A 22,929-nucleotide genomic window follows, 5' to 3' on the forward strand; every position below is an offset into this window, starting at 1 on the left:
AGGTCATCAACGCCCAGCCGGGTGTCGGGGATTACGCCGCCGAGTTCGGCGACAAAAAACCGACCACTTTCCCGGCCAGCGTCACCAAATCCGGCAATTCCAGGCGCGCGCATTCTTCTTTTGTCAGGTTCGGCACGGTCACACGCGGCAGCACAACCAGCAGCGCGTCAACATCGGCGTTGGCGATCGCCGCCAGCCCGACGCCGCGCAGCGCGCCCGCGTTCGGTTTAATCACCTGCACCTCGGTGATGGTGGTTTCACCGCGCTGGATCGGGGTATCGAGGGTAACGGTATTTTCTTTTGCGTCTTTCATGGTGTTCTCTCAAATCAGGGGGAAAGGGCCAGCCCGGCAGGCTGGCACAAAAATTACAGGCCGATCGCCTTGCGATGCTCGGCCAGCCGGTCAACGCCGTTGACCTTTTCGACCATGTTCACGGTATCGACTTCGATCAGTTCTTTGCCGTCCACGGTCAGCTTGAAGTAAGTACACTCGGTGGAAACCTTGGTTTCGGTATCCTCGCCCTGCTTGTACTCGCCAAAATCGATTTCTTTGTGGCGGCCACGCATCACCACTTCCACAGCGGACACCTCGCCGGTGTCGTCACGCTGGAAGGAACCGGCAAAGCGCAGCGGCACGGTATCGACGGCGCCCCACTGCTTCAGCACCAGCTCATCAATGCCGCCCATCGACCACTCAACGGCCAGCGCGTCATCGTCCAGCCCCATATCGATGGAGGCCGCGCCGTTCATGCCGCCGCCCCGGTATTTCTCCAGCTTGCGGGTGAGCTTCGGCAGCGTCAGCGAGGACACCACGCCCATGTAGCTGTAGCCGTCGTTGAAGAGGTTCAGGTATTTCAGTTTTTTCGGCAGTGCCATGTTCTAACGTCTCCTTTAGCGGTTCACGGATGCCGCAAACGTCGCAAGATAGCGATCGGTGATGCGCTGGCGCAGGGTTAAATCTTCCAGCGGTGGCACCGGCGTGTAGTCGTAATCGATAAACAGCTTGCCCGCCTTCAGGGTTTCCTTGGTGTTGGCACTTTCGTCGTACCAACAAGTGCCGTCGATAATCAGCCCGGCGGATTTCAGCTCGCGGAATTTCGCGTTGATACCGTCAATCATGTCACGCACCAGCGTAGGCGTTACCGGGCGGTCAACAGCCCATAGATGCGCCTCGGCCATGGTATCGGCCAGCACCTGCGCGGTGCGGGTGTAGTTCTCGAACAGGAACAACGGATCATCGGAACAGGTGCGGGAACCCCAGAATTTAAAGCCGTCTTTGCGAATAAGGGTGGTGACGCAGGCTTGGTTTAACAGGTCGGCATCGGTGCCGGGCGCCTGCAAATCCCAGAACACGCTGGCGGTGATGCCGGTCACGCCGTTAACGCCGACGTTTGAAAGCGTCTTATGCCAGCCGGTTTCCGTGTCAATTTTGGCACGCAGGCCCAGCGCGCGGGCGGTGGCATAGGCGATGTCACTCTGGTTGGCGGTGGTGTTCCAGCTGACAAAATCCGGCCAGATCAGCATCAGCTCGCGCTGACTGAAATTGTCGCGGTACTTAATCGCCTCCTGCACGGTTTTGCAGCCGTGGGCGCTGATATAGCCGAACGCGCGCAACTGCTGGCAAATCCCGGCGAGCGCCGTCGCGACCTCCTGATTATCCAGCCCCGGCACGCCGAGGATGCGCGGCTTAACGCCCAGCTCAGCCTGTGCAGATAACAGCGCTTTCATGCCGGTGTAACGGCCTTCAGCGTTCGCGCCGCCGATGATGTTGGAGGTGGTTTCCGCCGCGTCTTTGCCGGTGGCAACGCGAACAACCACCGTGACCGGCTTCGCCTGTTCGGCGATCGCCCGCAGCGACGCCGCCAGCGTGCCTTTTTTACCGGCCTTGCCGGAAGCGGCCAGCACGTCGGTGATCAGTACCGGGGTATCGAGCGGGAAAACCGACGCGTCGGCATCCTCCGCCGTGCAGACCATGCCGACGATTGCCGTCGATACGGTGGAAATAACGCGGGTGCCGTCGTTGATTTCGACGACGCGCACGCCGTGATGATAATCGCCCATTAATTTGCTCCTGGTGGTGAGTAGGTGCAGGCATGATGACGCCCGGCGCGCCGGGCCGCACGCGGTGGGTGCTAGAAGGCAGACCAGACAACAGGCAGGGCCGGATTGGGGGATTTTGGAGGAAATAACGATCGCTCGCGCCGATCAATAACGCTGTATTGATCTATGCAATCAATTGGACGGATTTTAGCCGGGCGGGGTAATGTCGAAAGGTAGATGCGGCAACATCAGGGAATACCGCAAATACAAAAGCCCGCATCGCTGCGGGCTTTTTTCTTAGGCGGCGGGCGCCACCGGCCAGTCCATTTCCGGGGCTGACATATCAAGACGATTCAGCGTCACGCGGTATTTTTTCCAGTCCGCCAACAGCGCTTTTTCTGCCTCGGTCGCCATATCCAAATCAACAGCATCCTGAAGCGGCACAACAGCCTTACCCGCGATCGCCAGTAATTCATTTTTTCTGGCTTCCGCCCTCGCCATCATTTCTTCGGCAGAATAGGCGCGCTGGCTCACCTTCTTACCGTCAAACACCCACTCACCATTAGCCAGACAGCGCTTTGGTAGTTTCGTTGGGTTCAGCTCAATAACCGATAAGCCAATCGGCCACAGCATCGACACATCGCTGTTAATCGCGCAGATAATGCCGCTTTCGTCATAAGCCAGTTTTACGGTGTCCGGCGAAAACAATTTTTGCGCAGCGTACCAGTCAATACCGTTATCATCCTGAAGATAAATCACGTTCTCGCCGAGGAATAATTCTTCCGGCGTGTATCTTTTCAAATTCTTAATGTGTTGCATTTTACACCGTTCCAATTGTTGCCCATGTGCCGTTAATCAGCACCTGAACCGCTGAATAAGCGCCCCAGATTGAGGGGTTGTAGTTTGAGCCGGACATGCCGGTATAAACACAGCCCGACGGTAAATCGATGCGCCCGCCGGTATCCGCGATAACCGTGCGCCCGGCCATGCGCACACCCTGAACCAAATTCTGATAGGCCCAGTTCTGCGCATTGTTCTGCGCAGCCGAGATATTTTGATTAAGCCAGTTGCTGAGGTAGCCGCCCCAGCAGCTACCCTGAACGTTGCCGTCAGGGTGCCACGTCGTCCCGCTAGAGGTGGTGATCGCAGGCCATTTACCGCCGATATGAATACCCGACTCAAAAGCGGCGGCGCCGGTTCTGACATCCACAGAGAACGGACGCAGGGCGTTGAATGTGCCGTATTGGTCATTTTCGTTTGTCAGCAGCAGATAAAGCCGGTTGCCGTCATTGCGCCAGAAGGAACCGAACCCGCCGCCGACCATGCGATAATTATCAATGTGGGTAGATTGGATCTCCGCGCTGGTCTTTAGCGTCCCGGTTAGCTGCCCGCCAGTCTTCGCCAGATAGCGGCCATCTGCTTCGGTTTTATTCCAGGCGTTAACGTCACCGGCCAACAAATTCACATCAGCGGACAACGACTTACCGTTCACCTTGATGGAGCGCAGCGCGTATTTCTGGGCGGCCTGCGCGTCGGTCAGCGCGCCGACATCTGCCGCAGTCGGTTTGTAGTCCGTGGTGTATACCTGCGCCCACTTCCGGGCTGTTTCCGGGGTGTCATCACGCATCGAGCGTAACCAGAAATCCGTATTGCCGGAGCCGATCGCAAACTGCACATTGCGATAACGATTTAATTTGAAGGTCAGCAGATTACCGACCGCTCCATTCATCGGATAACCCTTCGATTGGGCCGCCAATTGCTCCAGCGTGAATCCGTTTGGCCGCGTCAGGTCATCGTCGGCATTTACCGGCGGCGCGGACTCGCTGGGGAATGCCACGCGCGGCAGGTTTAGCGTGTTGCTCATCGTGTCGCCGGTGCGCTTCACATAGCGGCCGTCAGCTTCGGTCTTATTCCATGCGTTGACATCACCGGCCAACAGGTTAACGTCCGTAGACAGCGGCTTGCCGTTTACCTTGATAGAGCGCAGCGCGTATTTCTGCGCGGCCTGTGCGTCCGTCAGGGCGCCTACATCTGCCGCCGTCGGCTTGTAGTCCGTGGTGTACACTCGCGCCCAGCGGAGCGAAGCCGCGCTGTCTTTTCGCATCGAGCGCAAGTAAAACGCCAAGTCACCGGAGCCTACGGCAAATTGCACATTGCGGAATTCGTTCACTTTGCCGGTAAACAACACCCCCATGCCACCCGGTACGGGGTAGCCCTTATTAGCAGAGGCAACCAGTGATTCAACGGTGAAGCCATTTTCGCGATTTAAGTCATCGTCAGCATTGGCGGTATTTTCGTTCGGGAATACGACACGCGGCAGCGCTAACGGGCCGCTCATTGTGTCTCCGCTCTGTTTTACAAATCGGCCATCGGATTCTGTTTTACTCCATGCGCCAACGTCTGCCGCAGTTGGTTTAAACTTCGTCGTGTAAGCCTGAAACCACACCACCCCATTACTGGGGATATTCGAACGGCCAAAGAATGCGTTGCCGTTGTTTTGTACCGCCATATACGCGCCCGACGGCCCACCGTCGCAGGGCAAACTCAGCACGCCATAAACATCGCCGCCCGGCGTATTTTTTGACGAACTATTAACCCGGTAGATTTCAGCCTGATTGCAATACGCATCTTCCCGGTGACGTGAGCCGCTTCCCAATCCAAATGCGCCGACCTCCATCAGTTGCCCGCCCTCTACCCCGACGTTTTTCGTCGCGGCCGTACCTAACGCCAAATTGCCGCGCGCGGCGGCCTTGTCGGTCAGGTCTGAGAGGTTCGCGGCCTTTTTCATGCTGGCATCACTGACAGCTTTAAGCGCCTTCGGGGTGCTGGCTTTCGTTTCGTCGGTGCTGGTCGTTGCGCTGCTCAGCTGTACCAGCCCTTTCGCCGTGGTGCTGGCGTCCGGGTGGTTTCGGGTTTTCTCATGCGCGGCGATCGCGTCGGCCACAAAATCCTTGGTCGCCAGCACGGTGTCGCCACCGACGATCACCTGAATCGCCTCGGTGCTGCTGACAATCAGGATCATGCGCAGCGTCTGCGTGCGGCCGCTGCCCTCTTCCAGCTTCGGCTTGTAGCTCTCCGCCATGTTGCTGACGGCAATCAACGTCCCGGCCTCGTCATAGAGGCCCATTTCACGCAACCACCACCCGCCGACGTTCGCCGGAATAATCATCTCGGCCAGAATGTGATTTTTCAGCGCCTTATCGATAGTCAGCCCGTTGAGTGCCGCGCGGTATTTCTCGTTGACCAGCTTGGTCTGGGCCGGGTTAGGTGTCGGCAGCGTGCCGTTCCCGTCGCCGACGGACATAGACACGATTTTCAACTGCGTGCCGCCCGCGCTGGCGGCGGCAATCTTGGCCGCCCCAGCGGTGGTAATAATCGCTTTGTATTTATTCATGATTTTCTCTTATCCGGGGTAAACGGTAATGACATCGCCATCAATGGCGGCCGCGCCGGTGTAAATCCGGCCGGGGATGTCTTGCAAAATGTTGAGGCCGATCAGGTGGCGGCTCAGGGGCTTGGCGTCGGCGATCAGGCGCTCCATTTCCTGATACATTTCCTCGGTAATGCCGGTTTCAAGTACGCCAATATCCAGCCGGAAGGTGCCGGGCGGATCGGCGCCGTCGGTGTGGAACCATTCGATAACGTTAATCAGGTAGCCGAGCGGCTCCACCACGCGGCGCACGGCGCCGATGGTGCCCTTGTGCCGGTGAATGTAGAACGCAGCCGAAACTACGCCCCGCTTCACGTCCTCCGGCCACGCCTCATCCCAGCGATCGACAGAGAACGCCCACGCCAGATAGGGCAGCAGATGCACCGGGCAGGTTTTCGGGTTCCACAGATCACGCAGGGGAACCGGCACGCGCTCCAGCTCAGCACACGCGGCGGCGGCGGCAACTTCCAGCTGTGAGGAGCCGACAGGCAATAGACGGTTAGTCATCGGCTCGCCCTGGGGTAATGTTCACGCCGGTGCAGTAACCCGCCTGCGTTTTATCCAGCACGATGTCAGCAGCAGGCTTGATGATTTCCACATGTTCGACACCTTCAACGGTCAATGCCGCATTCATGCTTGAGCGCCGGATACTGCGCCCGAAGCGCCGCATATTTTGCACATAGGCGCGTAGCCGTTTGTTTGCGGTGTCAAGGATGGGCGCCACTTCCGGGCCGGGATACAGGTATAAAACGGCCTCGATAACATACGGGGCAATTTTGGCTGATTGCACGATGACGCGATCGGCGACCGGGCGAACGTCCTCATCATTCAGCGCATCGCGGACAACCTGCAGCAGTTCGGGGCTGGCGGTGCCGTCGCCGTCTCGTGACAACACGGTGACGGTCACGTTAGCCGGTGATGGGCTGATTGCTGTCACATCGGCCACCCGGCCATCAGCCGAGCGGGCGTGAAAACGATAGGAACCGGCCGATCCCGCCGTACTCATGCCTTCGAAAGCATCCTGCAGACGCAGGCGGTAATCTTCATCCGTTTCCATGACTGCCGGTGTCGGCGGGATAGTGCTTTCATCCGCCGGGGTGATCACCAGTCGCGGCGTGTTGAAGTTGGCGCCGAGCTGGTCGAGATCTTCGCCGGTGGCGTGCGCCAGCATCACCGCTTTCGCAGCATCGTTGACGCGCTGGCGCAGAATCACCTCGCGGTAAGCGTTCTCCTGCAGCAGCTTAACGATCGGCTCCGACTCCAGCGACAGCGTGCGCGCGACGCCCTCCCGCTGTTCCTCCGGGTAAAGCGAAATCAGCGTCGCCTTACGCTCCGCCAAAATATCTTCATAATCCAGCACCTCAACGACGATCGGCGCGGGCAGCTGTGAAAGGTCAATCGTTGCCATGGTTTCAGCTCACAGGAACAGACAGCGACAGCGCGCCGGGGGCATCGGTGCGGGTGCCGGTGATGTCGATCACCATCTTGCCGTCATAGGTGGTATTAAAAGCGATGCCGGTCAGCTTGACGCGCGGCTCCCACGCCAAAATCGCGCTGTAACAGGCGGCCATGATCTGCAGGCGCAGCGCGTCGTTCTGCGGCTGGTCGAGCAGCTCAGAGAGTAACGAGCCATAAGCCCGGCGCATCGGGCGCGAACCCAGCGGCGTGATCAGGATGTCCGCCACGGACTGGCGAATATGCTCGATGTCCGTCAGCGTGCGGCCGGTGCCTCGGTTCATGCCGATATATTTGGCGCTGTTCATGTTGGTTTCCCCGTTTTCCCGCCGCCGGTCTGGACGCCGCCGTGGGCGTGCGTATCAACAACAACGCCGTTGGATGAGAACGAGCCGCCGCTGTGCTCAATGTTCCCGCGCATCGCCCCGCCTTTTTTCACTTCCAGCGTGCCGGTGGTGAGTTTGTTGGTGCAGACCACCTCCGGCGCATCGAGCGTGATTTTGTCAGCCGTAACGATCACCACTTTGGTGCTGGCGGTGATGGACTCCGACGCCTGCACATTGGCAGTTTTAATACCGGACACGCTCAGCGCGCCGGTTTCCGGTTCATACTCGATGACTGCGCCATCAGGGAACGCGATATGCAGCGCATCCGCCGACGCAGACGGGGCCGGGAAGTCATCGGAGAAAACGCCACACAGCACAAAAGCGGTATCGAGTTCGCCGCCCAGCGCAAAGAGCAGCACCTGCTCGCCTACGGAAGGCGCCGACCAGCTGCGGGTACGCCCGGCGCGGAAAGATAGCCAATTAAGCCAGTCGGTAAGATTGCCGCCGGTTTCAACGCGGCACAGACCGTTATCAAGGTCAACGGTGCTCACAGTGCCGATGCGGATCAGGTTGCGCAGCAGGCGCAAAATGTCGTGTTGATTGTTCATGCTGGGAGGATGCCGCCCGGCATGGATGTAGACAACTTTATGTAGTTGGAGTAGAGAAGAAACAACTAGCTAATCTACTCAAAAATAAATATCCTTGGTCCTATTTGACGCAGATAATAAATCCACCTCAAAAAAAACATTGGTATAACATCTATTTAAACGCATAAAAATAACACAGAGAGCAATTCAGAAATGACAAAAGAGAGAAGCCATTCAGAGTCAATCAAGAGTGTTAACTTGCAAATTAAAAAAATAACAATCACCTTGAGGAAATGCGAAAAAGCAAGCACTCAAGCAATTAATGAGTACATAGCAACTCAAGGAAGAGAATTAGAATTAAGCGAAGGTATTTATCTTGAGCAAACAATGGAATATGAAAACCTCCTCAATAGGCTGGCCTCACTAGTAGATTATTACTATATATATATCGCAGAAAAGTTAGGCACCCCAAATGAAAAAATAAGAAATGTACAGTACAGTAAAGTTACAAATTATTTAGCTATTCAGAAACATATAGGCAAAGGTAGTAAACACAAGTCATGGTACGACCTCATGGAGTACTTGCGCCCCCAACTCGAAGAAAAATTCGAGCCTTCGGATATGTGGGATATACACTATTTTATCTGGGGGGATGTATTCAAGGATACATTAGTGAAATGGGGGGTAATGGCCCCAAAAACTCCTGCCTATGAAGAAAATAAAGATGCAAATGGAAAAATAAAACTCACCATTAACAAAAAGATCGAAACTTATTACGCACTAACAGAATTTCTTCACTGTTCTAAGACTGGAGTAGGCCATCGATACAATGTATTCTTAGAGTTAAACAACTGTCTAAAACACAATAAAAGTCCTAATGTAAGTTATGAGGTTCAATTAATACAAAATAAATATGTCGCCTTCTCGTATTTCACAATAAAAGAAGATGCCTACTACTATTTAAATGATGGCATTTTAAAAACATTTGCAGAACTTGACTACAAAAAACTGAAGACAGCCTTAGATTTCAGATTTAAAAACCCCGGATTAATCTCCCCCCTTGAGAATGAGATTGGCTTAACGGTTATAAATTTAGATCGTGAAAATCATTACGAGCGCGACAAAGCCCTTTACTTTTACATAGATAATGTCCTCATAAAAAGGCAGGAAAATTCTATATCAGTGAATATCTTTTGTTTACAAAGAGCGACAAGCCGACTCATAGAAGAAATAAACAACTCTTTAAACTAAGAATTATCATGACGTATCCTTTGTTCTATTTAAAGACTTAGATAGAAAGTGAAGATGGCCTTTGAAAATCATTGGTAGTAGGAAAACACGCTACTACGGACGTTTTTAGCCATTACAATGGCGCTGAACCTTAAAAAATAGTTCAGCGCCTCTCTAGAACAAAGCTAACTATCAAGTAATTAATCCTGCAGGCCATTTCATCTGTCTAAAACGCGTTTTTTAATAACGCACACTTATAGAATCTCAAAAATCAAGCTATACCATTGATAGTAACTAAGCTAAATATTCAATCACAGTAGCTTCTATCGTTTTGACATCATCCGAGCCAAATCCCAGCAACGGACGGGCCTCATATTTTACCGCCTCGCTGCGCGGCGTCGGCCGATCGCGCAGGCCGTAATGGTGAACGTTTACCATGCGTTTCACACGCACGACAAACTCAACCACGGCCGCATCGCTGTTGCCCTGGGCTTTCAGGTAACGGGCCGTGCGCAGCTTGGAGAACATTGCCCGATCGCGCAGGCGCTTTTTGTTGCGAAGCCGAGTTTTGCGCGGCGCGTAGGGTGTGCCGTCCGGTGCCTGCTGGCGTTTGATGTGTTGCTGTTGACCGGCGCGCAGGCGCTTTGACACGGCAATGGCCAGCGACTTTCGCGACTGCGGCGACAGCTTGGCAATCAGCCCGGCAAGCCGGGTGTCAAAGGGATTAAGCTCGCTCATGCCATTCACTCACTAATTCACCGTGAACAAAGAGCTGCATCGGCCGCGTGATGTCCTCCGGTAACCGCGGCTCCGGCAGGTGCTTAACGTGTAGTGCGCCGTTCTGTTCGCTGACCACGACACGCTCAGTCAGCTGCAGCGATACGCTGAAATCGTAAGAGCCGTTGTTGTTGAAGTCGCTCGCGAAGGTGATCCCGGTGCGGCGCTTTTCCTCGGTTGCCATGATGTCCGGCTGGTTCTCCCGTAGCCATGCCTGAATCGGCACCATGATTAAATCCAGATCGCCGGTGTAGTCCAAAAACAGCAGGTTAAGCGTATAGCGGTACTCATGGGACAGCGAGGCGGCAAGCGTGGCGGCCACATTGCCGCGTTCTACCCGCACTTGCAGATTTTCAGGGTTGCGCTGTAGCCACGACAGGCAGCTTGTCAGCTCAGCGCGGAGCTGTTGCGGTTTTAACATCGTGTTGTTCCTGACAGTGTTTTATCGTTTCGACCTGCACCGCGCAGGCCGCCAAGGCGTTTTCAAGCTGGCGAATATCGGCGCTCAGATCGCCGTTAGTCGCCGGGCGGCTGGCCGGGATTTGGCACGGACTCACTTTCGGACAGCCAACGTAGATAATCCGCGGCGTCGGTGAAGCCGGGGCGCTGGTGCAGCCGGGCAACGTCAGCAGGCAAAGCAGTGTTAAACCAATCGCGTAATTGCTGATTTTCATTGAGTAACCTCTGTATTTTCTGCTCGCGCGTCAGCGCCAGCCGGTGCGCGGCGTTTAGGTCGCCCCTTAACTTTTCCTCTTCCTGCGCCAGCACACCTACCGCCGCCTGCAACGTGTCGATCGCCGCGCGGGTATCGGTCAGCGCCGCCGCTATCCGGCCGTTCTCCTGCCGGGCGCTTTCCAGCCGTTCACCCAATGTGACAACCTGCCATTTCATCCAACCGGCGACGACCAGCGCCAGCACCAGAAACCACCCGATCGCGCGGCTCATGGCGCGGCCCCGATCAGGCAGTGGGCCAGCTCCGCCGCCCGGCGCCGTTCCAGCCCCGGCGATTTGACGCCGTTGACGAACACCCAGCGCGGCAACTGCAGACAGGCGCTGCGCCAGTCCTGTCGCTTGATGAAACCGGCCAGCGTAGAGCCGCAGGCGGCCGTGACACCGACGTTAAAGGCAAAGGACACCACCGCGTCATAAACCGGCGGCGGCATCGTGACAGGCATACAGCGCCCTATGCCGCGCTCCACGCGATACACGTCGGCGATGAGGTCAACGGCAGCTTGGCGCTCGCTGATAACCTTGCCGGGCTTTACCCCGGCCGTGTGGCCAATGCCGCTTGTCCAGACGCCCGCCTGACACTGGTACGGCGATAAACGACAGCCCTCGAAATCGGCCAGCAGGCGCAACCCGGCCTCAGAGATCTGCAGCGCGCTGAATTGTGGCAGTAGCACCGCCAGCGCCAGCACGGCGGCCACGCTGCAGCGTTTAGCGATTGAGTTCATCGTAAACCCTCCGGCTGACACCCAACTTGTTCAACAGTTGGTAGCTTTTGCGGCGGTAGTACCAGTTGACGAGGAACGTTCCGACGCCCACGGCGGCGCCAACCATAAAGGCGATATCCTGAGGACTGTATCGGCCAATCCAAGCGAGAAAGGCCGCTACGGTATAGGCCACCCACGACGTAATTTTCTCCATTGCTAATCCCATAAATTGACGGTTTCACGCTGCGGCGCGGCGGTCACGTCCGGCAGCTCGACCGGGTGGCCGTGGGGCAATATTGCCCCAGCAGCGGCCAGCCCTTCATTTAGCGAATAGACCTGCTCAACCACGCCCTGCGTGCGCCCGTAGTAGCGCCAGCAAATCGCGTCAACGGTGTCGCCCTGCAGGGCGTAGACTCTCATCAGAGCAGCCCGATGATGCAGTGGCTACGCTCGGCCACGTTACTGATCGCGTTGCGGGCGTTGCGCCACAGCTCGCCGATCGAGGCTTCAACCACATCAGCCTTGCGGCCGCCGGTGGCGGTGGTGTCGAAACTGCGGTATTGCTCCGAGAGCGTCGCCATGGTCATCGCGCTAACGGCATTGCGGTATTCGCTCACCCGCACGCTTTCGCCGTCGAGCTGTTCGCCCGGCACATCCTCAAGCCGCTGATAGCCGTCGGCCATCTGGTCGCGGCGGAAAGTGAACAATTCGGCGTTCACCTCCGCGATCGCGCTTTTAATTGCCATCCGCAGGCGCGGGGCGGTGATTGTGCCTTCAATGCGCATCACGTCGCGCACGTCCGCCGGGTCAATGTCCGGCCAGAAAAAGACGTTTTTAACGATCGGCTCATCCTCCGGGCGCGGTGCTGGCGCGTCCGGGCGTAGCCGTTGAATCACAACGGTGCTCATATGATCTCAGAAAGTTAGGGGGCGGTGGACGACGGCGTTGACGAGGTGAAACCTGTTGCGGCCGTCGTGCCGCCCGGCGCGGGGCGCGTTCTGTCAGCGGCTGGCGGCGGTGCGTATTGCCCGCTCCAGCCGTTCAATGTCTTTTTTCACGCCGCAGCCGTTATGCAACTGCAGCGCACGCTTAAGGTGGTTCAATGCCAGTTCAGCCCTGCCCGCCGCGCGCAAGACGTACCCGGTGATTTTGTGCAACTTGGCGCGCACTTGGTCGGGCATGTCTTCTGCGTCGGTGAGTTCCATCGTCTGCGTGAGGTGGTCAATGTTGACCGGCTCCCCGGCCTCAAAGGCGCGGGTGGCAGACTCGGCGACGTCTTCTGCGATGAGGTATGGCGTGGAGCGTGCGAAATTGCCCGGCGGCGCCAGCTGATAGCGCAGCGCATAGCGGGCGATGTCCAGCGCGCCGGGAATATCCCCGGCATCCAGACGCCAGATCATGACCGTCATCAGAATGGCGTCCTGCGCGCCGCGACCTTCGGCCAGCACACCGGCAACCCAGGGGGCATAGTCCGGCAGCAGTTGGCGCTTGAGTTCGGCCTTACGCTCTTGTGAGCGCACCTGTTTGAGCTTTCGCTTATCTTCATTGAGTTTAAGCATCATCCGTTCATAGCCGTTGGCGTGGCGCAGCGGGTCATTCTCCCGCTGCGCGGCCTCGACCGCTGACTGGCGCATAAGGTGACGGCGGGCAGGGCTGGTCATGGTTATTTACCGCCTTTCGCTTTGTCGTCTGCCGGTGCTTCCTCCGGGTCTTTCACTTCGGCGACTGGCTCTGCTGGGGCGGTGGCAACCTTCACCGCTTCAACAATGGCACCGGCCAGCGCCTTAATGTCATCGCCGGAGGTCGGCAGTGCGGCCTTGGTTTTTGGCTCGGTCGGCTTGACGGCCAACAGCTCGATGTTCTCCACCAGACAGCCGCAGGCGTAATCCTCCACCACATAGTCCTCGTTGATGGACTCATAGTTTTCGATGCGGTCGCGCTTGGCGTTCTCCACCATATGGCGGCGGTGTGTGTCTTCCTGCCAGTAGATCGACAGGTTATCCATGCGCGTAATCAGCAGCGCATCCGCCGGGAAGTACGGCACCCGCACAGCGGGCAGGTTGCCGATGCGCTTCTGGCTGATAATCAGATCGGCGGCCAGCGCTTCGGTGTTGGGCTGTTCCTGATTGACCAGTGGGAAATACTTGTCGGCCAGCAGCTGACGACCGCAGATCACTACCAGCTCCGGATCTTCCTGATACCACGGTGCAATCAGGGTATTAGTGGCATCCATCACCAGCGCGTCGAGGTTGGCGTAATCGCCACCGGCACCCACGCGGATGTTTTCAGACACCACGCTGCCGTCCATACCCACGATTTTATTCATCACGCGGCCCGGCGCGTTCTCGCGGTACTTCTGCAACCAGCCCGGCGCAATGTCCTGCAGCAGCGGGAACTTGACGCGGTTGGAGGTTTTGGCGCGGTGCGTACCGTTAAAGCCGATCATGATGCGGTCGAGCGCCTGACGTTTCACAATCGCATCGCGTAAGCGGGTCTGGAAATCCTGATAACGCGCCCACAGGTCGAGGGTGTTGTAGCGGATGTGGAAATCGTAGTTCACCTGCTGGCAGAAATAGCCGTCGGCGTCCAGCGTGGCAAAGTCGGCCGTTTCGCGTTCATCGCCGCCGGCGGTGTCGGTGGTGCTGGCAATGGAGCCGCTAACATCCAGCCCGATTTTTTCGCCTTTCATCTCCGGCACCGGCACGATGTTGATGCGGGTCAGGAACGTGGAGGAATCCTGTACACGGGTCATGATGGTTTGCGTAACGGACGGCTCAACGCTGAATTTTTTATCCAGATCGCCGGTAGCGACGCCGTTCAGTTCGGCGAGGCGGGACATAAACGCATTAAATTTAAAACGAGTTTGCTTGCGCATTTTTCTTCCTGTTTTTGTTCGGTTTTATCGGGTGTGACTGCCTTAGCAGTCGGTCAGCACATCTTGCGCGCTGTTGCCGCCGGTGGCATCCGGGCGCGCCTGCTGGCTGAAATCTTCCGAGGTGGAAAGCTGGGCTTGCAGCGCGCTGAACGCATCGCTGCCGGTTTTTACCTGTTGCTTGAGGTCGGCAACCTGCTCACTCAATACGGCTAAAGTCTCGGTAAAGCGGGTGTCCGCTTCCTGTAACTGCTCGGCCACGGTCATCACGGCGCCTTCCATCTCACCAAAGCGCACATCATCGGTGGCCTGCTTGCGGCTAAACATCGCTTTGATGCGGGCAGAGAATGAGGTTTCCGGGTCAGCGACCGGTTCAAAATCGAAACAGACTTCCAGCGGCGCGGAGAACTCGATGTTCTCGTGGCGGCGGCTGAACTCCAGCATGTCAGTGCCGAGGCTCGCCGGATCATCGGTGACGGCCAGCCCGACCAGATACGACTTGCCGGTCTTGGCGAAATCGCGGCGGATCTCCATCGAGGTAAATACTTTTTGGCCCGCGCCGACCATCGACACCAGATCGGCGGTCGGGGCCAGACTGGCATACAGCGCCCATTTGCCGTGCAACAGCGGTTCGTCCGGCTCGTCGATTTTCTCGGCCTTCAGCTCAACCACGCCGCCGTAACGACGAAAATAACCGTCCGGCAAAATTCCCTTGATGTGTTCCATGTTGATGCGGGCGCCGTACACCTTCGGGCTGTAGGTCGCGGCCATCTGCTGAATATCCGCAGCGCCGATCTCGCGGCCGTCAACGGTGTCGCCTTCAACGCCGATGCGGAAAAACTTAGTAACTTTCTTTGCCATGTAAACGGCTCCGGTTGTGGTGATTGGGTTCGGGGCTAGTTTCGGGTGAATGGCGCCGCGTCTCAACGCGTTGCGGTTGGAAGATCTGAGGCACAACAAGGGCTTAATGCGAGTCGCCCGGCGCTTTCGTAGCCTTGGCGGCATGAATACGACACAGGCAACAACCATCATCAGCGATCCGCGCCGCCAAGCAGCCTTGCTCTACTGGCAGGGCTTTTCTGTGCGCCAAATTGCGGAAACGCTGAACCTCAAGGGGCCGACCGTGCAGAGCTGGAAACTGCGCGATAAATGGGACGACATCGCGCCCATTTCCCGCGTGGAACAAAGCATGGAAGCGCGGTTGATTCAGCTCATCATGAAAGACGTCAAGGAGGGGAAAGACTTCAAAGAAATCGACCTGTTAGGCCGCCAGATTGAACGGCTGGCGCGGGTCAATCGCTATTCGGCGACCGGCAACGAGGCGGACTTAAACCCGAACGTCGCCAACCGCAACAAAGGCGAGCGCAAGCCCGCCGAGCGCAACGTGTTCAGCGAGGCCGCCGTGGAGAAGCTGCAAAGCATCTTCACGGAAACCACCTTCGAATATCAGATGGGATGGTATCGCGCCGGGCTGCAACACCGTATCCGCAACATCCTGAAATCGCGCCAGATCGGCGCCACGTTCTTCTTTGCCCGCGAAGCATTACTTGATGCGCTGACCACCGGCCGCAATCAGATTTTCTTGTCGGCCAGTAAGGCGCAGGCGCATGTATTCCGCAATTACATCATTGATTTTGCCCGGCTGGTCGAGGTTGACCTGAAAGGCGATCCGATAGTGCTGCCGAACGGCGCCCGCCTGATGTTCCTCGGCACCAACGTGCGCACCGCGCAGAGCTACACCGGCAATCTGTATCTGGATGAGTATTTCTGGATACCGAAGTTTCAGGAGCTGCGCAAAGTCGCCAGCGGGATGTCGCTGCACAAGCGGTGGCGCACCACCTACTTTTCCACGCCGTCGAGTCTGGCGCACTCCGCTTATCCGTTCTGGTCGGGGGAACTGTTCAACAAAGGCCGCCGCAGCAAAGCCGACCACGTTCAGCTCGACCTCAGCCACAGCCACCTGTCAAAAGGCGTGCTGTGCGGCGATGGGCAATGGCGCCAGATTGTCACGGTTGAGGATGCGCTGACCGGCGGCTGTAACCTGTTCGACCTCGATCAGCTGTCGCTCGAATACAGTCCGGCTGAGTATCAGAACCTGCTGATGTGTGAATTTGTGGACGATACCGCGTCGGTATTCCCGTTCGCCGAGCTGCAAGGCTGCATGGTCGATACGCTGGAAGAGTGGGAGGACTTCAACCCTTACGCCGTGCGACCGTTCGGCTATCGTCCGGTGTGGATCGGCTACGACCCATCGGAAGCCAACGGCGGCGACAGCGCCGGGTGCGCGGTGATTGCACCGCCAATGGTGGCCGGGGGCAAGTTCCGCGTGCTCGAGCGCCACCAGTGGCAGGGCATGAACTTTGCCGCTCAGGCCCAGAAGATTAAAGACCTTACCGAAAAATATTGCGTGGAGTACATCGGCATCGATGCGACCACCGTCGGCCAAGGTGTTTTCCAGCTGGTACGCGAGTTCTTCCCGGCCGCGCGGGAAATCAAATATACCCCGGAAATCAAAACCGCCATGGTGCTGAAGGCAAAAGACACTATCGGGCGCGGCTGTCTGGAATACGACACCAGCCACACCGACATCACCGCCGCCTTTATGGCGATCCGCAAAACTATGACCGCCAGCGGCGCACGCTCCACCTATACCGCCAGCCGCAGTGAAGAAGCCAGCCACGCCGATGTCGCGTGGGCAATCATGCACGCCCTGTTAAACGAACCGCTGACCGCAGGCAGCGGCCACAGCAGCCCGAACATTTTGGAGTTTTATTAATGAGTAAACGCAAAGGTCGTAAGCCACTTACCTCCCCTACTCCCGCCACTCAAGGGCAAGATTTTGAGGCATTCTCTTTTGGCGAACCGTCGCCCGTGCTGGATAAGCGGGAAATTCTGGATTACATCGAATGCACCGGCAACGGCAAATGGTACGAGCCGCCGATCTCGTTCGACGGGCTGGCGCGCAGCGTGCGAGCCGCCGTTCACCACAGTTCACCAATGTTCGTGAAGCGCAACATTTTGGCATCTACCTTCATCCCCCATCCCATGCTGAGTCAGCAGGAATTTAGCCGTTATGCGTTGGATTATCTGGTGTTTGGGAATGCCTTTTTAGAGGTAAGAAAAAACCAACTCGGCAAACCGCTGCGCCTGCAGTGTTCACCGGCAAAATACACCCGCCGAGGTGTTGAACCTGATACGTATTGGTTTGTGCAAGACTGGAAAGAGGCGCACCAGTTCGCTCCGGGTAGCGTGTTTCACTTGATTGAGCCGGATATTAACCAAGAGCTGTATGGCCTACCGGAGTACCTCAGCGCTTTGAATTCTGCGTGGCTGAATGAAGCGGCGACATTGTTCCGCCGCAAGTATTACCAGAACGGCGCACATGCCGGTTATATCCTGTATATGACCGACGCGGCGCAGAGCACCAGCGACGTCGACAGGATGCGCCAAGCGATGCGGGATACTAAAGGGCTGGGCAACTTTCGCAACCTCTTCATGTACGCACCAAACGGCAAGCCCGACGGCATTAAAATCTTGCCACTGAGTGAGGTCGCGACTAAAGATGATTTTTTCAATATCAAGAATGCTACTCGGGATGATTTGCTAAGTGCTCACCGCGTACCGCCTCAGATGATGGGGATTATACCGAATAATACTGGGGGGTTTGGGGATGTTGAAAAGGCTAGTCAGGTATTTGTGAGGAATGAGTTGATGCCTCTACAAGAGAGGATGAAAGAGCTAAATAACTGGAGTGGTAATGAAGTAATTCGTTTCTCCTCTTACAACTTGTCTCCTTTATGAGAAATAGCCGTCAACCATGGCGGCAATTTTATTTTAAAAAAACACAACAACCACCGATATATTTTTCAACCATGATTAACTAAAACTAGCGATTAAGTTTCTTTGATATTCCAGATGCCTCTAAATTCAATCTTTTAAAAAGTTCATCGCCATATTTCAATCGCAATGAATCGTAATAATCTGGCTCAATACTTTTTATATGCGACAACATACCCTGCAAGTAAGGGATATCCTTAACCTTAACTCTATCATTATTATACAAGTGAACGAGAGCTTTTATTTTCTTTCTTAAGTAGCGGCCAACACCTAGATTACCATCATTAGAAATGATAATCCCAGTAACTCTTCGCGAACGCCCTTTCCCTACAAATCTCGTTTTAGCCTTATTAATATTCAACCTTGGTGATTCACATGAATACAATAATTTTTGTATAAACTCAAACACAACATTTAATTTATCAACAGAATCCGAAGAAAACGTCAAGTCATCGGCATATCGAGTATATGGGACATCAATTCCCTCACAAAAGCTCACTATTTTACAATCAAGATCATACATTACAATATTAGATATAATAGGTGATGATGGGGCACCAATGCATAATCTCAAGGTATTATCACCTCTTTCCCGTCTAAAAAGATAATGCTTCAATATATTGTATTCAAAATCACTTATATCTATATCATTCTTTCTCAAACATAATAAAAGATCATCTGGTCTAATTGATGGAAAGAAATTTTTGAAGTCCATCTTTAGCAAAAAAACATTATCTTTATGCTCTTTAGCGTTGTCGTAAATCGACAAACCTTTTACATATGCTTTTGCACTTGAATGTATTGGTAATTTGTATAAAAGTGTTGAAACTACTGCGCGCTGTACGTTTTTCACATCTGGCGACGGCTGAGCAACCTCTCTTAGTTTGTCACTTCCCTTTTTCTTAATGTAAAATACTTTATATTTCTTTGGTGCCTGAAGGTAGCCAGAGATCAAAGAAACAACAGAGCCATCCATCGAGCCGGCTAAATCATTTAAATAACTCATAAGAACCTCCTCTTAATTATTTATAACAGACGCTCTTGGTGCATCATGTTCCCTGTAATAAAGTATCATTTTAGCTTTTACCTCACTTACATCTGTAAATACTAAAATATCATCTTTATCATCATCATATCTATATTTAATAAACCCTTCATTTAATGCAGTGGCAACATAATAAACATCACCTGCATTTTCTTTCGAAATTATTTTCAACTTCTCCAAAGTATAAAGGAAAACCTTTATTTTATTTGGTTGAATCTCGATACCAAACCCTGCTAAGAGATACTTCTTAATCTCTCCTAACTTAAGAGCCGAAAATATATATATTAAATCAGCAATCGCTAGACAAACATGCCCCTTTGTATCCTCACTAAAAGTGGCGCTAGACTTTGTTTTATTATTTATTTCTTCTTTTAATCTCGCCAAAATAATATCAGCTTTGCTATATATATCTTCATTTGTACCATTCAGAACAAGGTTAACATTGTTTCGCCTAGCACCACGGACCACATATTCCACATCCCATCCATATCGAAGGATGGTTCTTTGATTATCGTCTAGATATTTAATAACACCTAAATTTATAAATGAACGTTCAATAACTGTACTTGTATTAACAACAGTAATCAGCTTTCTGGATATAGATTCAATAACACTAAATGCACCTAGTTCAGCGTATGCACCCAACCCTTCAACAACGAGAACTACTGCACTTGCTAAGTCTGCAAGAATTATTTCAAAATCGATTAGATTATCAACTTGAGAATGCTCAAGCCAATCTTGGAATTCTTCTGCTTCTTTTATTCTTTCACTTAAGACTAGATCTGTCTCAGAAAGGCGCCGTAATAATGCATCACGCATAGAACCAGGCTTAGGTACATCTAACTCATGCCTGATCCCACCACAAATGAATACAAAATTCGGCAAATTTTTTAGCCGCAACCTTGTAGAATCAACGCATAGCAAGAAGTTATCTCTAATGTCGTCCATAACTTGGATGTAAGTCGCTGCTACAAGTGGAAAGTGTAACCCCGGAAAACCGGGGTTGTATGCTCTTTACCAAGAAAGGCACGGTCTGAGTCAAAATCGCGAGATTTTTACTCAGACCGTGGCACAAATCGCCACAATCAAAAAGTTCCGGTGATACACCAGATGAAGCCGTGTACGCTTCGAACGCGTAAAGAGTAGGACCATAGTAAGTTTTTCAAACTGGCTAATCAAGTAGTCATGTCATAGCTTTGCGCGCAATGCTATCCCCGCCTCGCCTGCCCGCTTCATGTATCCCTTTTAATGCACTTGCATGATCCGGCGCGATCCACGCCAGTACTGGCGCTGCGGGGGGTATAACTCACACCGGATCATCATGCGATTCCATGCATCTAATGCATGCATAGAATATTTAGCTATATTAGATCAGACTTGAGCTGACAACATTCTGTGGCAGCACACACTCAAATCTGACAGTCCGCTCTGAGTGAGAAACGAACCTTAGCCTTTCAGGCTTATCTATAAACCCATTGAGCTGCCACTTCAATGTTAATACACTCTTTTTCCATTTCACTTCTGATATTGGGTACGGCTTAGGTGGTTTACTCAAGACTGGGGTGCATGCATGAACTTCCTTTTCAGCCGACCATCACGTCTTGTAAAGGTAACCAAAAGAAAAAAATTCGTAGCTATAATCAATCAGGGAGCCTTGATGAAACCATCTGCCCTAAGCCATTGAAATATAAGCTGTGTCATTTGAAATAGTGAGATACACATATAAGATAATGCGAAAAATGGAAATATAGTTGGGAGAATTAGGATCCACTTATTATTAGAAAAGCCAAGCGTAAACTGCAACAGCGCTGTAACTATGCATGAAAATATAGCCATGACCAACGCACCGGTTATCACAACAAGTGGCTTGTAAAGGTCACCCTTCCTAATTTGCTCACCGGAAAAAATTGATGAATGCTTCGCATATATATTTAGATAATCTTCTGAATCAAACATCTTCTCTTTCAAGTTTATCACTACAAATGTAAGGAGGGATAACAAAAAAGATGAAATACCTAAAAAAGCAGAAAATAAATAACCACGCATATTATCATGATAAACAGTAATAAAAGAGTAAACATCACCTTTTATCTTTACGCCAGCATAGACGGCAAGTATATAAAAAACAACCCCAATAACTAATCCCGTAACTATATTTCGAGCTATCATAAAACGCTCCTTTCTATTTAAGCAGCTTATTCGAAAGAATTAATGCTTTCTTTTCAGAGAATATTTTGCTCTTGAGGAAGTCATTTAGCTTAATACCATTCAAATCTTTCAAGTACTCATCATGGTCAAAAGAAGCTATGCTATTTACAGCATCAATTAGTCCAATAGTCTCACCTGCAGAGTTAGCCGTGGTTCTACCTTTTAAGCTGACGCTACCTGACTTTTTTGAAAGTTCAGATAAATAACCTACTAAGTCATCCTTTTCTACTTTAGTGCTTATAGGTATAAGTCCAGTTCTCATAGTAACTCTGACACTTTTTGACTTGTTGTATAGAGAGCCATTCAAAAAACGCTTGCTTGCTACATTCCCTGTAAAAGTTGCGTTTATTTCTTCCACAAAAGAAAACTTTGATATTTTATCTAGCAGAATGGAGTTATCCACAACCCTGCTAAACATAAATTTTTCATCTCTTTTTTTTGAGTTAAATCTTCCACGCAAGGTGCTATAGTAGTGTGCTCTTATCTTAGCCTCAAAGGTATTAAGCGGCATAGAACCCTCGTTATGAATATAAACTCCGGCCATGTTGTTTTTTTTCATAATAAGGATATTAGCTTCACTAAGGGTACTTCCACCCGCCCCCTTTACGCTTAATGTGAAATCATTTTTGTCTTCATTAGCTTCACAGTAAGATTTTGATTTCTTCATGGTAAGAACAACACATAAATAAACATCCCCATCTTCAAAAAACCTAAAAACAACTTTTTTATCTGTCGTCTCTGAATCTATTTCCTTTCCATAGGACAAAGCAAGCTGATTAAAAAATGAAGAAGCACTAAGCCTTCCACTTGTACATTTGATTTTTAATGGTGTGCAGTAAACTTTCATGTCATCCCGCCAATAGCATAAAAATAAATATTAGCTTTATTATCCACTTTTCAACAAACATTAGCATTAAAAATAACTACCATTAAATCAATAGGTTAAACAAATAGAACCACTTGAAATTAATAGGATTATTGGAGATTTCATGAGGAAATTATTACTTATCAGTATAACTTGGCGGTGATTCTGCTAATATATATTGCCCTATAGATCGCAGCCCCCTGAACAGGGTAGAATTTGTCATAACATTCCTGAATTGCGCTAAACACCAATATCTGTGTATGACACAGAGCTACCTTGCTAGCTTAGGTTATAAGCTCTGTGCTGTGACAATGTCAGATCAAGTCTGAGATAATACAAGTTTTAGCCCAAATAAAGGTATGTGTTATGCTGATAACGCCCTTCGTCAATCAGCCTGAAAACGTGGCCGGACTGGTGCTTGATGTAGTAATTAGCCTCTTCAGGCGTTAGGTGTGTGCCGAGCCGGTTTGCGGCGTGAATGAAATCAACGGTATTTATGCGGCGGCCCTTACCGTTCTCGTTGAAGTTAAGCGCCTCCATAAACGCCCCGGCTAAGTTTAAATCTTGTCTCATACGTCACCTATGGATTAAGAGATCGCGGCAAGCTGCCTGATCACTTCTGCTTTTTCAGGGGCAATGCTGGTTTTCATCTCCCCCGCCAGTTCTGAAATCCATATCAGTGCAATGTCTTTGTCTTTCGCTTGGCTCTCATAACAAACCCCCAGACGGGCGATGAGTTCAATTCTTTCTAAAACAACCACTTCATCCACTGCTTGCACCCTTTCCCTCCGATGCTTATTTACTGTATACATATACAGTATATG

29 protein-coding genes are annotated in these 22,929 nt (G+C 52.5%); 3 read left to right on the forward strand and 26 right to left on the reverse strand.

What is annotated here, in order from left to right:
• Positions 1–31 precede the first annotated feature (31 nt).
• From ACJ8J1_RS17495 to ACJ8J1_RS17535, 9 genes are all read right to left on the reverse strand, one after another.
• Positions 32–313 (reverse strand): phage tail assembly protein, encoded by a 282-nt coding sequence (locus ACJ8J1_RS17495; protein ID WP_442520389.1) that lies wholly within the window; start codon positions 311–313, stop codon positions 32–34.
• Positions 314–366: 53 nt separating this feature from the next.
• On the reverse strand, positions 367–876 hold the full coding sequence (locus ACJ8J1_RS17500) for a phage major tail tube protein (protein ID WP_442520390.1): 510 nt from the start codon (positions 874–876) through the stop codon (positions 367–369).
• Positions 877–891: 15 nt separating this feature from the next.
• On the reverse strand, positions 892–2,061 hold the full coding sequence (locus tag ACJ8J1_RS17505) for a phage tail sheath protein (RefSeq protein WP_308324822.1): 1,170 nt from the start codon (positions 2,059–2,061) through the stop codon (positions 892–894).
• Between the two features lie 276 nt (positions 2,062–2,337).
• Entirely contained in the window at positions 2,338–2,859 is a 522-nt protein-coding gene (locus tag ACJ8J1_RS17510) for a tail fiber assembly protein (protein WP_442520391.1), read from the reverse strand.
• Between the two features lies 1 nt (position 2,860).
• Entirely contained in the window at positions 2,861–5,434 is a 2,574-nt protein-coding gene (locus ACJ8J1_RS17515; RefSeq protein WP_442520392.1) for a phage tail-collar fiber domain-containing protein, read from the reverse strand.
• A gap of 9 nt (positions 5,435–5,443) precedes the next feature.
• The gene (locus ACJ8J1_RS17520; RefSeq protein WP_046687838.1) at positions 5,444–5,977 is read right to left on the reverse strand and encodes a phage tail protein I; all 534 of its coding nucleotides are present in this window, start codon (positions 5,975–5,977) and stop codon (positions 5,444–5,446) included.
• Entirely contained in the window at positions 5,970–6,878 is a 909-nt protein-coding gene (locus tag ACJ8J1_RS17525; RefSeq protein ID WP_442520393.1) for a baseplate assembly protein, read from the reverse strand. The genes ACJ8J1_RS17520 and ACJ8J1_RS17525 overlap by 8 nt, the downstream gene beginning before the upstream one ends.
• 4 nt (positions 6,879–6,882) lie before the next feature.
• Positions 6,883–7,233 carry a GPW/gp25 family protein gene (locus ACJ8J1_RS17530; RefSeq protein ID WP_442520394.1) on the reverse strand — a complete coding sequence of 117 codons (351 nt, stop codon included), beginning with the start codon at positions 7,231–7,233 and terminating at the stop codon, positions 6,883–6,885.
• Complete coding sequence (locus tag ACJ8J1_RS17535; RefSeq protein WP_442520395.1) at positions 7,230–7,859, reverse strand: phage baseplate assembly protein V; 630 nt, start codon at positions 7,857–7,859, stop codon at positions 7,230–7,232. Before ACJ8J1_RS17535 ends, ACJ8J1_RS17530 begins: the two co-directional genes overlap by 4 nt.
• A 237-nt stretch (positions 7,860–8,096) precedes the next feature.
• On the opposite strand from ACJ8J1_RS17535, the gene ACJ8J1_RS17540 reads away from it, so the two are divergent.
• Positions 8,097–9,089 carry a hypothetical protein gene (locus ACJ8J1_RS17540; protein WP_442520396.1) on the forward strand — a complete coding sequence of 331 codons (993 nt, stop codon included), beginning with the start codon at positions 8,097–8,099 and terminating at the stop codon, positions 9,087–9,089.
• Between the two features lie 273 nt (positions 9,090–9,362).
• Here ACJ8J1_RS17540 and ACJ8J1_RS17545 read toward each other — a convergent pair whose 3' ends face one another.
• The 11 genes from ACJ8J1_RS17545 to ACJ8J1_RS17595 all read right to left on the reverse strand — a co-directional run bounded on the left by ACJ8J1_RS17545 (position 9,363) and on the right by ACJ8J1_RS17595 (position 15,011).
• Positions 9,363–9,806, reverse strand: coding sequence for a phage virion morphogenesis protein (locus ACJ8J1_RS17545; protein WP_442520397.1), 444 nt, complete (start codon positions 9,804–9,806; stop codon positions 9,363–9,365).
• Positions 9,793–10,266: a phage tail protein gene (locus ACJ8J1_RS17550; RefSeq protein WP_442520398.1), complete on the reverse strand. Its 474-nt coding sequence runs from the start codon at positions 10,264–10,266 to the stop codon at positions 9,793–9,795. The genes ACJ8J1_RS17545 and ACJ8J1_RS17550 overlap by 14 nt, the downstream gene beginning before the upstream one ends.
• Positions 10,238–10,468 (reverse strand): Rz1-like lysis system protein LysC, encoded by a 231-nt coding sequence (gene lysC, locus ACJ8J1_RS17555; RefSeq protein ID WP_265260408.1) that lies wholly within the window; start codon positions 10,466–10,468, stop codon positions 10,238–10,240. The genes ACJ8J1_RS17550 and lysC overlap by 29 nt, the downstream gene beginning before the upstream one ends.
• On the reverse strand, positions 10,362–10,790 hold the full coding sequence (gene lysB / locus ACJ8J1_RS17560) for an Rz-like lysis system protein LysB (protein ID WP_442520399.1): 429 nt from the start codon (positions 10,788–10,790) through the stop codon (positions 10,362–10,364). Before lysB ends, lysC begins: the two co-directional genes overlap by 107 nt.
• Positions 10,787–11,299, reverse strand: a complete 513-nt coding sequence (locus ACJ8J1_RS17565) for a lysozyme (RefSeq protein WP_442520400.1) — start codon at positions 11,297–11,299, stop codon at positions 10,787–10,789. Before ACJ8J1_RS17565 ends, lysB begins: the two co-directional genes overlap by 4 nt.
• On the reverse strand, positions 11,283–11,492 hold the full coding sequence (locus ACJ8J1_RS17570) for an HP1 family phage holin (RefSeq protein ID WP_015379117.1): 210 nt from the start codon (positions 11,490–11,492) through the stop codon (positions 11,283–11,285). The genes ACJ8J1_RS17565 and ACJ8J1_RS17570 overlap by 17 nt, the downstream gene beginning before the upstream one ends.
• A gap of 2 nt (positions 11,493–11,494) precedes the next feature.
• Positions 11,495–11,698, reverse strand: a complete 204-nt coding sequence (locus ACJ8J1_RS17575; RefSeq protein WP_015379118.1) for a tail protein X — start codon at positions 11,696–11,698, stop codon at positions 11,495–11,497.
• Positions 11,698–12,186: a head completion/stabilization protein gene (locus ACJ8J1_RS17580; protein ID WP_442520401.1), complete on the reverse strand. Its 489-nt coding sequence runs from the start codon at positions 12,184–12,186 to the stop codon at positions 11,698–11,700. The genes ACJ8J1_RS17575 and ACJ8J1_RS17580 overlap by 1 nt, the downstream gene beginning before the upstream one ends.
• A gap of 93 nt (positions 12,187–12,279) precedes the next feature.
• Positions 12,280–12,939: a terminase endonuclease subunit gene (locus tag ACJ8J1_RS17585; RefSeq protein WP_033649039.1), complete on the reverse strand. Its 660-nt coding sequence runs from the start codon at positions 12,937–12,939 to the stop codon at positions 12,280–12,282.
• Between the two features lie 2 nt (positions 12,940–12,941).
• Positions 12,942–14,153, reverse strand: coding sequence for a phage major capsid protein, P2 family (locus tag ACJ8J1_RS17590; RefSeq protein WP_442520402.1), 1,212 nt, complete (start codon positions 14,151–14,153; stop codon positions 12,942–12,944).
• 42 nt (positions 14,154–14,195) lie between these two features.
• Entirely contained in the window at positions 14,196–15,011 is an 816-nt protein-coding gene (locus tag ACJ8J1_RS17595; protein ID WP_442520403.1) for a GPO family capsid scaffolding protein, read from the reverse strand.
• 142 nt (positions 15,012–15,153) lie between these two features.
• Here ACJ8J1_RS17595 and ACJ8J1_RS17600 point away from each other — a divergent pair, with 142 nt between their 5' ends.
• Positions 15,154–16,926 carry a terminase ATPase subunit family protein gene (locus ACJ8J1_RS17600; RefSeq protein ID WP_442520404.1) on the forward strand — a complete coding sequence of 591 codons (1,773 nt, stop codon included), beginning with the start codon at positions 15,154–15,156 and terminating at the stop codon, positions 16,924–16,926.
• Positions 16,926–17,951, forward strand: coding sequence for a phage portal protein (locus ACJ8J1_RS17605; protein WP_442520405.1), 1,026 nt, complete (start codon positions 16,926–16,928; stop codon positions 17,949–17,951). The genes ACJ8J1_RS17600 and ACJ8J1_RS17605 overlap by 1 nt, the downstream gene beginning before the upstream one ends.
• An 85-nt stretch (positions 17,952–18,036) precedes the next feature.
• Here the strand turns inward: ACJ8J1_RS17605 and ACJ8J1_RS17610 are convergent, their stop codons facing one another.
• The 6 genes from ACJ8J1_RS17610 to ACJ8J1_RS17635 all read right to left on the reverse strand — a co-directional run bounded on the left by ACJ8J1_RS17610 (position 18,037) and on the right by ACJ8J1_RS17635 (position 22,875).
• Positions 18,037–18,993 (reverse strand): retron St85 family RNA-directed DNA polymerase, encoded by a 957-nt coding sequence (locus ACJ8J1_RS17610; RefSeq protein ID WP_442520406.1) that lies wholly within the window; start codon positions 18,991–18,993, stop codon positions 18,037–18,039.
• Between the two features lie 12 nt (positions 18,994–19,005).
• Positions 19,006–19,980 carry a retron St85 family effector protein gene (locus tag ACJ8J1_RS17615; RefSeq protein WP_442520407.1) on the reverse strand — a complete coding sequence of 325 codons (975 nt, stop codon included), beginning with the start codon at positions 19,978–19,980 and terminating at the stop codon, positions 19,006–19,008.
• Between the two features lie 696 nt (positions 19,981–20,676).
• Positions 20,677–21,201 (reverse strand): hypothetical protein, encoded by a 525-nt coding sequence (locus tag ACJ8J1_RS17620; protein WP_442520408.1) that lies wholly within the window; start codon positions 21,199–21,201, stop codon positions 20,677–20,679.
• Positions 21,202–21,214: 13 nt separating this feature from the next.
• Positions 21,215–22,087: a hypothetical protein gene (locus tag ACJ8J1_RS17625; protein ID WP_442520409.1), complete on the reverse strand. Its 873-nt coding sequence runs from the start codon at positions 22,085–22,087 to the stop codon at positions 21,215–21,217.
• Positions 22,088–22,447: 360 nt separating this feature from the next.
• Positions 22,448–22,678 (reverse strand): hypothetical protein, encoded by a 231-nt coding sequence (locus ACJ8J1_RS17630; protein WP_442520410.1) that lies wholly within the window; start codon positions 22,676–22,678, stop codon positions 22,448–22,450.
• 14 nt (positions 22,679–22,692) lie between these two features.
• Positions 22,693–22,875, reverse strand: coding sequence for a hypothetical protein (locus ACJ8J1_RS17635; RefSeq protein WP_102780101.1), 183 nt, complete (start codon positions 22,873–22,875; stop codon positions 22,693–22,695).
• Positions 22,876–22,929: the final 54 nt, after the last annotated feature.

The organism is Serratia sp. CY37869 (genome assembly GCF_052168895.1).
Taxonomy (GTDB): Bacteria; Pseudomonadota; Gammaproteobacteria; order Enterobacterales; family Enterobacteriaceae; genus Serratia; species Serratia ureilytica.